We start from the raw sequence: 14,774 nt of genomic DNA on the forward strand, positions 1-14,774 counted from the left end.
TCAGTTATAATTAAGAGAGAAAGGAGTCACAAATGCATTTCAATTTCACTAACTTATTTACGTGGAATAATTTCTCAATTGCTATAGATATTTTGATTATTTGGTATTTGGTGTACCGCTTGATCATGCTAATTAGGGGTACTAAAGCAGTTCAATTAGCTAAAGGAATAGTTTTTATCTTTATTGTAAGAATTATTGCCGGCTTATTGCAATTGCGCGCAGTGACATATATTGTTGATCAAATCGTCTCCTGGGCAGTAATCGGAATTATCGTTATCTTCCAGCCAGAAATTAGACGTGGACTAGAAAGATTAGGTCGCACACCAATTTTTAGTGGGCGTGGTGAAAGTGCTCATGCCAAGTCTGTGAAAATGGTGCAAGAACTGGATAAAGCCATTCAGTATATGTCTAAAAGACGTATCGGTGCTTTGATTACTATTCAGCAGGATACTGGGTTAGATGATTATATTGAAACTGGAATTAAGCTTGATGCTGATATTACAGGTGAATTATTAATTAATATTTTTATCCCTAACACGCCACTTCATGATGGTGCGGTCATTATTAACAATGACCGAATTGCAGTAGCTGCAGCATATTTACCTTTATCTGACAGTAGCATGATTCCTAAACGCTTGGGAACTAGACACCGTGCTGCAGTTGGAATTTCTGAAGTTACAGATGCTGTGACGATTGTAGTATCAGAAGAAACCGGTGGCGTTACAATTACCAAAAATGGACGTTTCTTGCTTGATTTAACTAGAGAAGAATATCTTAAGTATCTTAATGCACAATTAGTGCCTAAAGAAGAAAAGAAGATTCCTTGGATTCGTCGAGTAATTAACAAAGTTTGGAAATGGGGTGCGGGCCGATGAAAAGTTTTTGGGATAAACGTTGGTTTATCAGAGTGGTCTCGCTTTTGTTTGCTATTTTGTTAGTAGTTTATATTGATTCAACTCAAACAGGTTTTGTGACTCAAGGTGAACCGAAGAAAACTCGTCAAACGGCAAGCGAAACTCAGACAATTAGTGTGCCATTACAAGTTTCTGTAGATACTGATAAGTATTATGTAGTTGGTTATCCTGAAAAAGTAAAAATTACTTTAGAAGGATCAAATGCATTGGTGACTTCGACTGTTAATACTCAAAGCTTTAGAGCGTATATCGATTTAACTCATAAAAAGACAGGAAAACAGACAGTTAAGGTTGAGGTTTCTGGACTTAATAGTCAGCTTTCATATACTATTAATCCTGCAAGAGTTAATGTTGATATTGAACGACGAAAATCTAGTACCATGCCTGTACAAATAGAGTATAATAAGAATGCTGTTGCAGATGGATATGATATCGGAACGGCCAGTGTTGATCCGCAAAAAGTTGAAGTCACAGGAGCAAAAGGCGAAGTTAACCAGATTGATCAAATTGTAGCCAAATTAGGATTGCCTAATGGCATCAATCACTCATATGAAAGACAAGTAATGCTGGTAGCTGAAGATAGTAAGGGTCGTCAGTTAAACGTTGTAATTAATCCATCTACGGTAAGAGCAAGACTTCCTATTTCTTTGTCACATAAAAAGGTGAAGTTGAATTTAAAGCCTAAAAACGAAGATAGTAATAAGGTATATTCGGTGACAGCGAAAAATGATGAAGTTACTCTATATGGTCAAAAATCAACATTAGACAAGATTAAAAAATTAGATGTTAATGTTGATTTGAAAGGAATTGATTCTTCGACCGTGAAGAATTATCCTTTGGTATTGCCTAAAGGTGTTGCTCGAGTTGACCTTTCATATGTACAGATTGTGATTAAAGTGAAGAGTTTAAATAATTAAATTTAGGTAGCAAGAAAGGTTGTTTATTAAATGCTAAAATATTTCGGAACTGATGGTGTTCGTGGCGTAGCTAATCAAGGCTTAACTCCAGAAATGGCTTTTAAATTAGGCCGTGATGGTGGTTATGTTTTGACTAAGAATAAAAAAGATGGCGAACAAGCTAAAGTTTTAGTTTCTCGTGATACTCGTATTTCTGGTCAAATGCTTGAATATGCCCTTATCTCAGGTCTTCTTTCAGTGGGGATCGAAGTTCTTGAAGTAGGTGTAATTACTACCCCAGGTCTTTCATATTTAGTTAGAGCACAAGGTGCAGACGCAGGTGTGCAAATTTCAGCTTCTCACAACCCTGTAGAAGATAATGGTATTAAGTTCTTTGGTAGCGATGGTTTAAAGCTTTCAGACGAAATGGAAGAAGAAATTGAAAAATTAATTGATGCCAAAGAAGATAACTTGCCACGTCCTTCTGCTGAAGGTTTAGGTACTGTTACTGACTTCCACGAAGGTAGCGCTAAGTACTTACAATTTATTGAAAATACTATTCCAGAAGATTTAGATGGAATTAAAGTTGTAATCGATGGTGCTAATGGTGCTTCAAGTGCCCTTATTTCTAGATTGTTTGCTGACTGTGGTGTAGACTTTACTACTATTTACACTCATCCAAATGGCTTAAACATCAATGATCACTGTGGTGCAACTCATACTGAAAACTTGCAAAAAGAAGTTGTTAAGCAAGGTGCCCAACTTGGTTTGGCATTTGATGGGGATGCTGATCGTTGTATTGCTGTTGACGAAAACGGTAATGAAGTTGACGGTGACCACATTATGTACGTTATTGGTTCATACTTAGCTGAACACGGCCGTCTTAAGAAGGATACTATTGTTACTACTGTAATGAGTAACCTTGGCTTTACTAAGGCTCTTGAAAAAGAAGGCTTGAAGAATGTCCGTACTCAAGTTGGTGACCGTTATGTTTCAGAAGAAATGCGTGCACATGGCTACAACCTTGGTGGTGAACAATCAGGTCACGTTATCATGAGCGACTACCACAACACTGGTGATGGTATGCTTACAGGTCTTCACTTGATGCTTGTAATGAAGAAGACTGGTAAATCACTTAGTGAACTTTTAAAGGACTTTAAGGATTACCCACAATGCTTAGTAAATGTTCCAGTTAAGGACAAGAAGAGCTGGAAGGAACATCAACCAATTCTTGACGTAATTGCTGAAGTTGAAAAAGACATGAACGGCAATGGTCGTGTACTTGTTCGTCCTTCAGGTACTCAAGATCTTCTTAGAGTAATGGCAGAAGGCCCAACCCAAGAAGAAACTGATGCTTATGTTGATCGCATTGTTAAAGTTGTTGAAAAAGAAATGGGCAAGTAATTAAATATTGTCTTTAAACTAAAAGTCGTGAGTTAACTCACGGCTTTTTGTATAATTAAAAATAGCTTTGTTTTTAGTCAAGGGAGGAATAAAAATGGCGATAAAATTAATTGCAGTAGATTTAGATGGTACTTTATTATCAAGTGGCAATACAATTTTGCCTGAAACTCAGAGAATGCTTAGAGTAGCATCTGAAAATGGAATAAAAGTAGTATTGGCAACAGGTCGTCCGTTTTCTGGAGTTTTACCATTTGCAAAGCAATTGGGATTATCAGGTGATGATCAATATGCAATTGTTTTTAATGGGGCTGTTGTTCAAACTATTGCTGGAAAAGTCTTGATGAGTCAGGAACTCAATTATCAAGATTTCAATAATATGCTTCGCTTCCAGCGTTTAAGTCATGTTAATGTCCATTTTGAAACTATTCAGTACTTCTTAACATGCGATCATGATTTGTCCATTCAAATGCAAATTAATGCTGCCTTGACTAATAATATTATGAAGGTAAGAGAGCGTAAGGATATTTCACAAGATTTTACTTTTAATAAGGTGGGATTCACTTCATGGGAAGGCAATGATCAAGTTGAAAAACTTTGGAATAATTTGCCATCTTGGGCCTTTGATACCTATGATATTGTGCGTAATTTTGATAGTATTATCGAGTTAAACGCTTTGGGTGCATCTAAAGGAAATGCATTAATGGATTTAGCAAGTAGACTTAAGATTGATCAAAAAGATGTAATGATTTTTGGTGACCAAGGCAATGATATCTCTATGTTCTCAAACCCTAACTTCATGAAAATTGCGATGGGTAATGCGATCAGCACAATTAAAGACAAAGCTGATTATGTGACAGATGATAATGATCATAATGGTATCGCTAAGGCTTTGAAGAAATTTGTTTTATAAGGATAAGTAATGATTAAATTAATTGCAGTTGATATGGATGGCACTTTGTTGCAATCTAATAATCAAATTGGAGAAGAAACTAAAAAAGTTCTAAAAAAAGCAAATCAAGCAGGGATTAAAATCGTACCAGCCTCAGGCCGACCACTTCCAGGAGTGGTTCCTTATATGAAAGATTTAGGAATAATTGGGGATGAAAATTATGCCGTTTTATATAATGGGGGCTTAGTACAAGCTATTTCTGGAAATGTTTTAATTAGTCATCAATTTGATTATGCGGAATTTAAGAAAATGTTGAATATTCAGAAGCAAAATCCTGGAATTAACCTTCATTTTATGAGAAAGCATGATTATGTAACTTTAGATCGATTGATTTCTATTAAAATGGCCAAAATGTCTGCAGTTAGTGCTACTCCATTTTTAATTAAAGATTTAAATGAAATACCAACTGATTTCAAATTTATTAAAGCTGAATTTACCGGAGCAGAAGATAAGTTAGATCAACTAGGTCAGCAATTTACCCAAGATTTTAAACAAAAATATAATGTGGCACGTAGCGATCCTCAAATCTGGGAAATCAATAAAAAGAATGCTTCTAAAGGTAAGGCTATCCATGAATTAGCTCAAAAATTAAATATTAATGACACTGAAGTAATGATTTTTGGTGATCAGGGCAATGATATGTCAATGTTTGAAGTTGCTGGCTTTAACAAAATAGCTATGGGTAATGCTATTGATTCAATTAAAAACAAGGCTGATTTTGTAACTAAGTCTAATGATGAAGCTGGAATAGCATATGCAATTAACAAATTGATTTTTGATAAATAAAAGGTAGATATATGATATGAAAAGTATAGGGAACATATTATTACGTCTAATTATGGTAGCCTGTACGGCGCTTTCCTTTTTCCTATTATTAACGAGCAACGTTAGTTTAAAAATTAACGATACGCAGGCCATGGGTAAAGAAGTAATTAATCGAGTTGTTCAAGAATCAGATAATTCTAACTTGAAAATCGGTGTAAAGCTACTAGAAGATACAGGGTTAGAACAAACCTTATTAGAACAATTGCCTAAAAAATATAAGATTGAGATGTCTTATGCTGACTTGTATCGCTTGTGTGAAAAATATAATGAAAAAGGAGAATTATCCACCAAGGACTTAGGCTTAACTAGCAAAACCAAATTAGAAGAAATAATTAATGATTATTTGATAAAGCAAATCAATAATAAATTGGATGAAAAATCAGAAGAGATTTCTCATGTTATCACTATTTATGAATATTCTATTTTCGGTATCGGTTTATTGTTTTTATTAGCGGCTATTTTAATTATTTTTGGCCGAGCTTTGGCATCAATTCCACTGGCAATTGCAGCTTTGGGGTCATTTGCTGCTTTATGGATTTTCTCTAATGAAGCAATGACATCATTACAAAGCAGAGTTTATAGTGGTATTTTAGTAACTTTATCTTCTAATATATGGTTAGGATTAATAATCGGATTAGGAACTGCTATTGTATGGCCATTCCTTATTAAAATAATGAAAAGGATAAAATAAAAGATGAAAAAGATTTTGTTTATTTGTCATGGCAATATTTGTCGTTCACCCATGGCAGAAGCGGTTATGCAACATTTGATTAAAGAAAATGGATTAGAAGATTTATATTTGGCAGAATCTAAAGCGACAACACAAGATGCGTTAGGTAGATCAATTGATACTAGAGCTCAAAGAGAGCTGGAGAAAAATAGAATTCCATATGATCGTAGTCATCGAGCAAGTCAGATGACTGCTGCCGATTATGATAAATATGAATATTTGATTTGTATGGATGAAGAAAATTTTGCAGATATGAATCGGATTACAGGTGGAGATCCTCAACGCAAGGAACATAAATTATTAGAGTTTGCGGGATCTTATCAAGATGTAGATGATCCGTGGTATACAAATGATTTTGATACTGCATATGATGAAATTTATAAGGGATGCAAAGCGTTAGTTGAAAAATTGGTAAAGGAAAAGGATGAGTAAAAGCTCATCCTTTTTTCGTACTTATGATTAAACGCACGATATTTTCAGTAGTACGTTCAATATTTTTAGGTCCATCTTTTAATGCTTGATGGATGTCTTCTGCTTTATCAAGAATGCCGAAAATGGCAGTAAAACCTTCATCATATAGTTGTTCAATGCCCTCTCCCAAATAGCCTGCTAGTGAAATAACAGGAATGTTTTCTTTTTTAGCGATTTGAGCAACGCCATAAGGGGTCTTGCCAAATTTAGTTTGAAAATCCGTTCCACCTTCACCGGTGAAAACAAAATCTGCGCCTTTAATTTTGTCAGCTAAATGAGTTTCATGAGCGATAAGCTCTACACCATGATGAATTGTGGCGTTAGTAAAGGCAAGTAGCCCACCACCTAACCCGCCAGCTGCTCCGCTTCCTGGGATTATGGCAACATCTTTTTTGATTGTTTGCTGAATAAGTGTGGCATAGTGTGATAAGTTCTGATCCAGTTTTTCTACAGTTTGGGCATCTGCACCTTTTTGTGGTCCGAAGACTGCAGAAGCACCATTTTGGCCGGTAAGGGGATTAGTAACATCGCTAGCTATTAAAATTTGAACGTCTTTTAGTTGAGGATTAATAGCAGAAAGATCTATTTTAGCTATTTTATTTAAATCCCCACCGCCAAGTTTTGTAGTTATTTCATGATTGGCTTGATCAAAAAATTTAACTCCGATTGCTTGTGCCATACCAGCACCGCCATCATTAGTACTACTGCCACCTAAGCCAATGATTATTTTGTTTACATTGTGCTTCAATGCATCATTAATTAGTTCGCCAGTACCATAAGTAGTAGTTCTCATAATGGTCTCAGGAGTTCTATTATTTTTAGCAACGTATGTTAGGCCGCTAGCTTGCGCCATTTCGATAATTGCAGTTTTTTGATCACCTAAAATACCATAATAAGCATTAACTTTTTTACCTAATGGATCGGTTACAGTAAGAAAATGTTTTTGACCATTAGTAGCATCAATTAAAGAATCAGTGGTTCCTTCACCGCCGTCAGCCATTGGTACAGAAATCATTTCTGCCTCTGGGATAGCTTTTCTGATACCTTTTTCCATTGCCTGACACACTTCTGCGGCCGTCATGCTTTCCTTAAATGAATCAGGCGCTAAGACAAATTTCATAGTAAATACCTCGCTTTTTTATATTTTAAAATATTTTGATCTTTTTCATAAAATTATATTGACACCGCTTACAAGTTTAGTTATTATAATAACTGTAAGTGAGCGGATTACTGATACGATCAGGTCTTAGCTACTACGAATAGTTATAGTATACTTATTAGTATATTATTTTTCGTAGTAGCTTTTTTCTTTATATCAGGGTGGTGAGGAGTATCCGTGAAATTTCTTAAAACATTTAATAATAGTGCTGCTTAGCCATGAATGATCAAAGTCAAGAAGAGATTGTTCTAGGCAAGGGCGTAGGATTTGGCCTCAAGAAGGGCGATCCGATTGATGAAAGTAAAATTGAACGTCGCTTTGTTACTAAAAATGAAGTGGACCAAGTTAAGAGGTTTAACCCCAAGACGATGGAAGTCACTGATAAAATAATTCAGTTGGTTGAACCGCTGCTTCAGGTTAAGTTTAATGACTTTCAATACCTTGCCTTAGCTGATCACATTGATTTTGCGGCAACGCGGGTTAAAGATCATATTGACATTGATCCAGCTAACAACAACTGGGAGGTTAAAAATTTATATCCTAAGGAATATGTAGTGGCTAAAAAAGTGGTGAAAATAATCAATCAAAACATGCAAATTTAATTGCCTGAGAGTGAATCGATTTTTATGACATATCACTTGGTAAATGCCAAAAGTGATGTGGCACAAGTACAGGAAACTATTCAGATCACTAATTTGATTAATGGAATTATCGATATCATTCAGCTGCAGTATTCAATGCAGCTGGATACGAGTTCTTTTAATTATAGTCGCTTTATTTCACATTTGCGAATTTTGCTAGTTAGATTTTTAAGAAATAAGCATAGGGATGAAGCACCACTTGATCCAGCGATGCTAGGTTTCATGAAGATTAAGTATAGTAAGGCTTATGAAACCGCAGACCGAATCGCAATTTACTTACAAGCCAAGATGAATTGGACATTGGATACAGATGACAAGTTTTACTTGGTTTTACATATTTGGCGAGTAACTAGTCGTCAAGAAAATTAAATATCTAAGTTACTTAGGTATGTTACTAAGAGAATTAGGCATTAACCCAAGTTACTGAAAGACGTTGAGCATATTTATGTTCTTTAGTTTTTGAGTAGCTTGGGTTTTTATTTTGAGGGGGAAAGACTAATGGCTAAGAATTATGATAATTTGGCCAAAACCATCATCCAAGATGTTGGTGGTAAAGATAATATCAATAGTGTAGTTCACTGTGCAACACGTTTACGCTTTAAGTTAAAAGATAAGAAAAAAGCAAATGATGATGCTTTAAAGGATACTGATGGTGTTGTAACAGTTGTTAAAGCTGGTGGCCAATACCAAGTTGTTATTGGTAATGAAGTTGCCGATGTTTATGATGCCGTATTAAAGGAAGTTGGCTTCCCAGGTGGTGGCCAAGTTCCTGATGACGATGGCGCAGATGATGATTCAAGCTTCATTGATAAAGCCGTTGCTTTAATTTCAGGAATCTTTACTGATATCTTAGCTCCACTTAGTGCCGGCGGTATCATCAAAGGTTTGGTTGTGATGTGTGCTTCACTAGGATGGCTTTCTAAGACGTCAGGTGCTTACCAAATCCTTTATGCCATCGGTGATAGTATCTTCTTCTTCCTGCCCGTTTTCTTAGGATTTACGGCTGCAAGAAGATTTCATATGAATCAATTTATTGGTGCTGCAATTGGTGCAACTTTAACTTATCCAAGTACGGTTGCCTTAGCATCAAGTAAAACAATTTTGAGCACTTTGTTTAAAGGCACTGCGTTTGCTTCAGAAGTTCATACGACTTTCTTTGGCATTCCAGTAATTACCATGAACTATTCTTCAACTGTTTTACCAGTTATCTTTACAGTCTGGTTTGCTTCAATTATTGAACATTGGGCTAAGAAGTGGATATCAACAGTTGTCCAAATGTTCTTGGTTCCTGTAGCAACTATGATTATTGCATTGCCTGTTGCCTTTATTGTTATTGGGCCAGTGATGACCTGGGTTGGTGATGCTATTGGTGCAGTAATGCAAGGTATTTACAACTTCAGTCCAATTGTTGCCGGTATTTTGATGGGTGCTCTTTGGCAAGTACTTGTTATCTTCGGTGTTCACTGGGGAATTGTGGCCGTTACTACTGCCGACTTAGCAGCATTAGGATATGATCCAATTTTAGCTTTGTCATGCATGGTATGTTATGCCCAAGTTGGTGTTGTTCTTGCAATGATCAAGCAAACCAAGGACAAGAAGCTTAAGGAAACCGCTACTGGTGCCTTCTTCTCAGGCCTCTTTGGTGTTACTGAACCAGCGATTTATGGTGTAACTTTACCAAGAAGAATTCCATTTATCTTAAGTTGTATTGGTGGTGCTATTTCTGGTGCCGTAATTGGTGCTTTCCACTCAGTTCTTTACATGTTGCCTTCAATGGGTATCTTTGCTATTCCAGCTTACGCTAACCCTAAGGGTGGTTCAATGACTCCTGTAATCGGTGTAGTTATTGCCGGTGTTGTAGCCTTTGTTTCAGGTTTTATTTTGCAAATACTCTTTGGTAAAAAGTCAGTTGATGCAGATTACAACAAGAAGCAAGCTCAAAAGGTTGCTGAAGCAGCTAACGAAGCAACAGAAGTTGCTAACAATCCAATTGTTGCTGCAAGCGAAGATGAAAAATTAAATCCATCTACTAAATTAGTTTCACCATTAAATGGTGATGTAAAACCTTTATCAGAAATTAAAGACGAAGTATTCTCAAGTGGTGCTATGGGGCAAGGTGTAGCCATTGAACCAAGCGAAGGCGTTCTTCATGCCCCAGCTGATGGTAAGATTGCTCTTGTTTTTCCAACTGGCCATGTTGTAGGAATTAACACTACAGATGGTGCAGAAGTATTGATGCACATTGGTATGGACACTGTTAACTTGCAAGGAAAAGGCTTCAAGACACTTGTACAAAAGGGTCAAGAAGTCAAAGCTGGCGATCCATTAGTTGAATTTAATATTAAGGAGATTAAAGCAACAGGCTATGAAGTAGCTACTCCAGTTGTAGTAACCAACTCTAAGAAATACGAAAGCATTAACCAAGTGGATAATGGCACAGTTGAAGTTGATCAAGAAATTTTATCTTTGCAAGGTGAAGATGAAAAAGTTAAAGTATCTGGCCAAGTTCAAACTAATTAAGTTATAATGAAATTGTAACTGCTTACAATAGAAAAAGAGATAAAGATGACATTTCCAAAGAACTTTTTGTGGGGCGGAGCAATCGCTGCTAACCAAATCGAAGGTGCATATGATGTTGATGGCAAAGGTTTATCAGTAACTGATATTACTACTGCTGGTAGCCTTGATGCACCAAGAATGCTGACTTATAAGTTAAACGGTAAGTTAGAAAAAACTCCAGCCATGCCAGGTGCAGGTTTGCCTGAAGGTGCTGTTGGTGCAATTGATCCTAATAGTTATTATCCTAACCATGTAGCGATTGATTTTTACCACCACTACAAAGAAGATATTAAGATGTTTGCCGACACGGGCTTTAAAGTCTTCCGTCTTTCAATTGCTTGGACTAGAATTTTCCCAAAGGGCGATGAAGAAAAGCCAAATCAAGCTGGACTTGATTTTTACCGTAACGTCTTTGAAGAATGCAAAAAGTACGGTATTGAACCATTAGTTACAATTTCTCACTATGAAGATCCACTTTACCTCAGTGAAAAGTACCATGACTGGAGCGATCGTAAGATGATTGATATGTACGTCAAGTACGCTAAGACTTTGTTTGAGGAATACAAGGGATTAGTTAAGTACAGGTTGACCTTTAACGAAATCAATACTACTTTATTAATGCTTAATTCATTTGGTAATAAAGTAGATGATGACAAGGTCTACCAACACGCTTACCAAAAATTGCACTACCAATTTGTAGCAAGTGTTCGTGCAGTTAAGTTAGCTCATGAAATTGATCCAAACTATGTAGTCGGCAACATGATCTGTGGTATTGTTGATTATCCACTTACTCCAGATCCTAAGGATATTTTGCTTAACCGTCATATGTGGGAACAAGACATCTTCTATTGTGGGGGATGCACAATGCAAGGGTAAGGTATCCAACATTTGCTAAGCGTCTTTGGAAGGAACATAACGTACATCTTGACATCACTGAACAAGATAAAAAGGACATGCTTGAAGGTACTGTTGACATGTACACCTTCTCTTACTACATGAGTAATGTGGTAACTACACATAAGATTGAAGATAAAGTTGGCGGAAACTTCGCAGCTGGTGCTAAGAACCCATACCTTAAGTATTCTGAATGGGGCTGGGCAACTGATCAGACAGTTTACAATACTACCTTGAAGTAATGTATGATCGTTATGAATTGCCATTAATGGTTGTAGAAAATGGTCTTGGTGCCGTTGATAAGATTAGTGATGATGGTAAGATTCATGATGATTACAGAATCGACTACTTGAGAATGCATATCGAAGCTATGAATCGTGCTATCGAAGATGGCGTTGATGTTCGTGTCTACACAACTTGGGGCTGTATTGATGAAGTTTCAGCCGGTACTGGTCAAATGTCTAAGCGTTATGGTATTATCTATGTTGACCGTGATGATAACGGTGAAGGAACTTTAAAAAGAATGCCTAAGGATTCATTTGATTGGTATAAGAAGGTTATTGCTTCAAATGGTGAAGATTTAGGTTAATTGCATAAAAATATGGGTATACAAAAAGAGAGGGAGCATCATCTCTCTTTATATATATAGACAGAGTACGTATTTCTTTAAAATGTCAATATTCCATACAAAACTAAAAAGTGTATAATAAACTCTATCAATTTTATATAGGAGTTGGCATTTTGAATAGGAATGAGAAGAAGTACAAAAAAGTTTGGCTAACTATAGGGATAGTGGTAGCCGTACTTGTAGCTTTAATTGGAGCAGGCGAAGCATACTTTTTTAACGTTGCTTTTACGCCTGGTGAAAAAAGTGTACTAAATAAATATTCGCACAATACAAAAAAAGACCCATTGGCTGCTAAAAAGAAATGGTATGCCAAGGTAAAGAAGCAGCATTGGTATATGAAATCCGCTACAAGCGATTATCGTTTGGATGCAAATTATATTCCAGCTAAAAATTCGCATAAGACTGTAGTGATCCTTCATGGTTTTGGTAACAATAAAGATACCATGGGTTCATATGCAGGGATGTTTCATGAACTAGGCTATAATGTTTTGCTTCCAGATTCTCGTGCGCATGGCCAAAGCCAAGGAAAATATATTGGTTATGGTTGGCCTGAGAAGTATGACGTGCGCAAATGGGTAGAAAAAGATATAGCTAAAGAAGGCAAGAACCAAAAAATCGTAATCTTTGGCGTCAGCATGGGTGGTGCCACTACTATGATGACTAGCGGCATTAAAATGCCTAAGCAGGTTAAGGCTTACATCGAAGATTGTGGTTATACGAGTGTAAAAGATGAATTTTTGCATGAAGCACAAGATTTGTACCATATGCCTAAGCCGGTAGCTACAGTAGCTGTTGATTTATTAAGTCTTATTAGTAAAGGTAACTTAGGCTTTTATTTAGGGGATGCATCATCTGTTAAGTCAGTGAAGAAGAATGATAAGCCAATGTTCTTTATTCATGGTGGCAATGATCCATTTGTACCAACCAAAATGGTTTATGCAAACTATAAGGCTGATAAAGGTCCAAAAAAAATATGGGTAGCTAAGAAGGCAACACATGCTCGTTCATTTGAGACTTATCCTAAAGAGTATGAAGAACGGATAGAGCAGTTTTTAAGTAAATATTTGTAAAAAAATAAGCTAGATTTCGCTCTAGCTTATTTTCATTTGTATTTATATTTATTTTGTAGCATTTGCGGGTTTTCTGCGACCAACAAGCCAAGTAAGAATTAAGGCTATTACAGCTTGAATGACAATCATTGCAATTCTTAATGGAATCTTGGTTGAACCTAACCAGATATCAAGAATAATTGAGCCGATAATCAAAATGCCCATCCAAATCCATTGTGCTTTATCAAAAGCAACGCCGTATTCAACTTCACGTCGTCTAATAAGATTGCGCCTAAACCGATCAAAACAATTACAGTAATAATGTTGATGATTAATTCGTACCACCAAAGGCCTGTACCTTGTTTAATATCTTGTGGAGCAAAGCCCAGGATAGTTGCTACAGCAGTCACGATTAAAAGCGCAATACCAACAAGCCAAGCGACTTTATCATTTTTAATGTAAACATATTTTGATGGATACTTCTTAGAGTTCTTTCTGACACGCATGAATGAGTAGAAGATCCAGCAGGTAACACCTGGAGAAATAATTGAGTTAAGGTTCAATAACCAGTTAAAAATGTCATTCATGTCTGGTAAGAAAATACCTAAGATCATAATGAATGATGAAAGAGCAACAGTTAAAATATAACCGTTAACTGGCAAGCCATTCTTGTCTTTTTTACGTAAAAACTTAGGCATGTACTTGTCGCCAGTATCGGAAATTAACATTCTAGTCATTGCATCAAGTAAAACAGCTACCAAAGCACAGTTGAAGAATAGTGATGTCCAAGCCCAGAAGTAAAGCAAGAAGTGTCCCATTCCAAATTGCTCACCTAACATGTCAAAGAGGTAATAAGCACCGTTCATCTTTAAATCATTTGGAATGTGGTTGGCATCGAAGTAGATACCTAAAGCAAATGAACCAAGGATGGTTAAGAATGCAGTCATCACTGCCAAAGCAATCATTGCTTTAGGAAAATCAGTCTTAGGCTTTTTCATCTTGGTTACATATGGTGCAACCAATTCACAGCCGTTCATAGCATAAATTAACATGCCGACTGTTGACCAATAGTGCAAGTTGAAGTCAGGCACAATTGAATGGAAGCCGAAGTTCTTGGTTGCCATGTGACCACCAGATTTGACTAAACCAAAGAATGCCAAAATTACAAACAAAATAACCATGATGATCATCAGTCCACCACCAATAGTGGAAAGAAATTCCATTGAATTAGAAAAGTGGTGTTCGACAATGATGAAAATAATAAATACTACAAAAGTTAATATAGCAAATAAAGATGTTGGAATCTTGTACTGGAAGTCTTTGGTTCCAGTTACAGACCAAGTCAACAATGATTTCGTTAGCAGAGTCAACTGCATAAGGAATTGAGGCAGCCCAATAAGTCCAGGCAGTGAAATAACCTAAGAATTCACCGTCGGTACCACGAACCCATGATGAAAGTCCGCCGCCTTCTTTATCAAAAGTTGAACCAAGTTGTCCCACCATTAAAGAATAAGGTGTGACATAAAGCAAACACATAATAATCCAAGAGGTGATAACTGGCATCCCTTGGTTTTGAAAGTTGTACATGATATCGTCTAAACCGATAACAGTACATAGAGCCATCAAGGACAAAATTGGCCAGGTGATGGTCTTCA

At 36.4% G+C, this 14,774-nt stretch carries 10 protein-coding genes and 3 pseudogenes; 11 read left to right on the forward strand and 2 right to left on the reverse strand.

The genetic code is table 11. The features are described from left to right. Positions 1-32 precede the first annotated feature (32 nt). From cdaA to HMPREF0518_RS03350, 7 genes are all read left to right on the forward strand, one after another. Positions 33-875, forward strand: coding sequence for a diadenylate cyclase CdaA (cdaA, locus tag HMPREF0518_RS03320; protein WP_003633493.1), 843 nt, complete (start codon positions 33-35; stop codon positions 873-875). Further along, positions 872-1,831, forward strand: coding sequence for a CdaR family protein (locus HMPREF0518_RS03325; protein ID WP_003626071.1), 960 nt, complete (start codon positions 872-874; stop codon positions 1,829-1,831). The genes cdaA and HMPREF0518_RS03325 overlap by 4 nt, the downstream gene beginning before the upstream one ends. A 30-nt stretch (positions 1,832-1,861) precedes the next feature. Then, entirely contained in the window at positions 1,862-3,214 is a 1,353-nt protein-coding gene (gene glmM, locus HMPREF0518_RS03330; RefSeq protein WP_003626072.1) for a phosphoglucosamine mutase, read from the forward strand. Positions 3,215-3,308: 94 nt separating this feature from the next. Further along, on the forward strand, positions 3,309-4,124 hold the full coding sequence (locus tag HMPREF0518_RS03335; protein WP_003626073.1) for a Cof-type HAD-IIB family hydrolase: 816 nt from the start codon (positions 3,309-3,311) through the stop codon (positions 4,122-4,124). Positions 4,125-4,133: 9 nt separating this feature from the next. Further along, positions 4,134-4,949: a Cof-type HAD-IIB family hydrolase gene (locus HMPREF0518_RS03340; RefSeq protein WP_003626074.1), complete on the forward strand. Its 816-nt coding sequence runs from the start codon at positions 4,134-4,136 to the stop codon at positions 4,947-4,949. Positions 4,950-4,965: 16 nt separating this feature from the next. Next, positions 4,966-5,679 (forward strand): hypothetical protein, encoded by a 714-nt coding sequence (locus HMPREF0518_RS03345; RefSeq protein WP_003626076.1) that lies wholly within the window; start codon positions 4,966-4,968, stop codon positions 5,677-5,679. A 3-nt stretch (positions 5,680-5,682) separates the two neighbouring features. Next, complete coding sequence (locus HMPREF0518_RS03350; RefSeq protein WP_003633503.1) at positions 5,683-6,150, forward strand: low molecular weight protein-tyrosine-phosphatase; 468 nt, start codon at positions 5,683-5,685, stop codon at positions 6,148-6,150. A gap of 4 nt (positions 6,151-6,154) precedes the next feature. Here HMPREF0518_RS03350 and HMPREF0518_RS03355 read toward each other — a convergent pair whose 3' ends face one another. Next, positions 6,155-7,309: a glycerate kinase family protein gene (locus tag HMPREF0518_RS03355; RefSeq protein ID WP_003626080.1), complete on the reverse strand. Its 1,155-nt coding sequence runs from the start codon at positions 7,307-7,309 to the stop codon at positions 6,155-6,157. Positions 7,310-7,525: 216 nt separating this feature from the next. Between HMPREF0518_RS03355 and HMPREF0518_RS10030 the strand changes: the two are divergent. The 4 genes and pseudogenes from HMPREF0518_RS10030 to HMPREF0518_RS03375 all read left to right on the forward strand — a co-directional run bounded on the left by HMPREF0518_RS10030 (position 7,526) and on the right by HMPREF0518_RS03375 (position 13,140). Continuing rightward, positions 7,526-8,358, forward strand: a pseudogene (locus HMPREF0518_RS10030) (PRD domain-containing protein). Between the two features lie 129 nt (positions 8,359-8,487). Next, on the forward strand, positions 8,488-10,509 hold the full coding sequence (locus HMPREF0518_RS03365; RefSeq protein WP_023191919.1) for a beta-glucoside-specific PTS transporter subunit IIABC: 2,022 nt from the start codon (positions 8,488-8,490) through the stop codon (positions 10,507-10,509). 45 nt (positions 10,510-10,554) lie between these two features. Then, positions 10,555-12,031, forward strand: a pseudogene (locus tag HMPREF0518_RS03370) (glycoside hydrolase family 1 protein). A gap of 152 nt (positions 12,032-12,183) precedes the next feature. Then, on the forward strand, positions 12,184-13,140 hold the full coding sequence (locus HMPREF0518_RS03375) for an alpha/beta hydrolase (RefSeq protein ID WP_020829089.1): 957 nt from the start codon (positions 12,184-12,186) through the stop codon (positions 13,138-13,140). A 48-nt stretch (positions 13,141-13,188) separates the two neighbouring features. Here the strand turns inward: HMPREF0518_RS03375 and HMPREF0518_RS03380 are convergent. After that, positions 13,189-14,774: pseudogene (locus tag HMPREF0518_RS03380) on the reverse strand (APC family permease); the annotation flags it as partial.

Source organism: Lactobacillus helveticus DSM 20075 = CGMCC 1.1877 (genome assembly GCF_000160855.1).
Classification (GTDB): Bacteria; Bacillota; Bacilli; order Lactobacillales; family Lactobacillaceae; genus Lactobacillus; species Lactobacillus helveticus.

Bases quoted from the DNA above. Each gene is read 5' to 3' on its own strand.
- HMPREF0518_RS03365 (WP_023191919.1), top strand. From the start codon at position 8,488: ATGGCTAAGAATTATGATAATTTGGCCAAAACCATCATCCAAGATGTT.
- HMPREF0518_RS03345 (WP_003626076.1), top strand. From the start codon at position 4,966: ATGAAAAGTATAGGGAACATATTATTACGTCTAATTATGGTAGCCTGT.
- cdaA (WP_003633493.1), top strand. From the start codon at position 33: ATGCATTTCAATTTCACTAACTTATTTACGTGGAATAATTTCTCAATT.
- HMPREF0518_RS03350 (WP_003633503.1), top strand. From the start codon at position 5,683: ATGAAAAAGATTTTGTTTATTTGTCATGGCAATATTTGTCGTTCACCC.
- HMPREF0518_RS03355 (WP_003626080.1), bottom strand. From the start codon at position 7,309: ATGAAATTTGTCTTAGCGCCTGATTCATTTAAGGAAAGCATGACGGCC.
- glmM (WP_003626072.1), top strand. From the start codon at position 1,862: ATGCTAAAATATTTCGGAACTGATGGTGTTCGTGGCGTAGCTAATCAA.
- HMPREF0518_RS03335 (WP_003626073.1), top strand. From the start codon at position 3,309: ATGGCGATAAAATTAATTGCAGTAGATTTAGATGGTACTTTATTATCA.
- HMPREF0518_RS03340 (WP_003626074.1), top strand. From the start codon at position 4,134: ATGATTAAATTAATTGCAGTTGATATGGATGGCACTTTGTTGCAATCT.
- HMPREF0518_RS03325 (WP_003626071.1), top strand. From the start codon at position 872: ATGAAAAGTTTTTGGGATAAACGTTGGTTTATCAGAGTGGTCTCGCTT.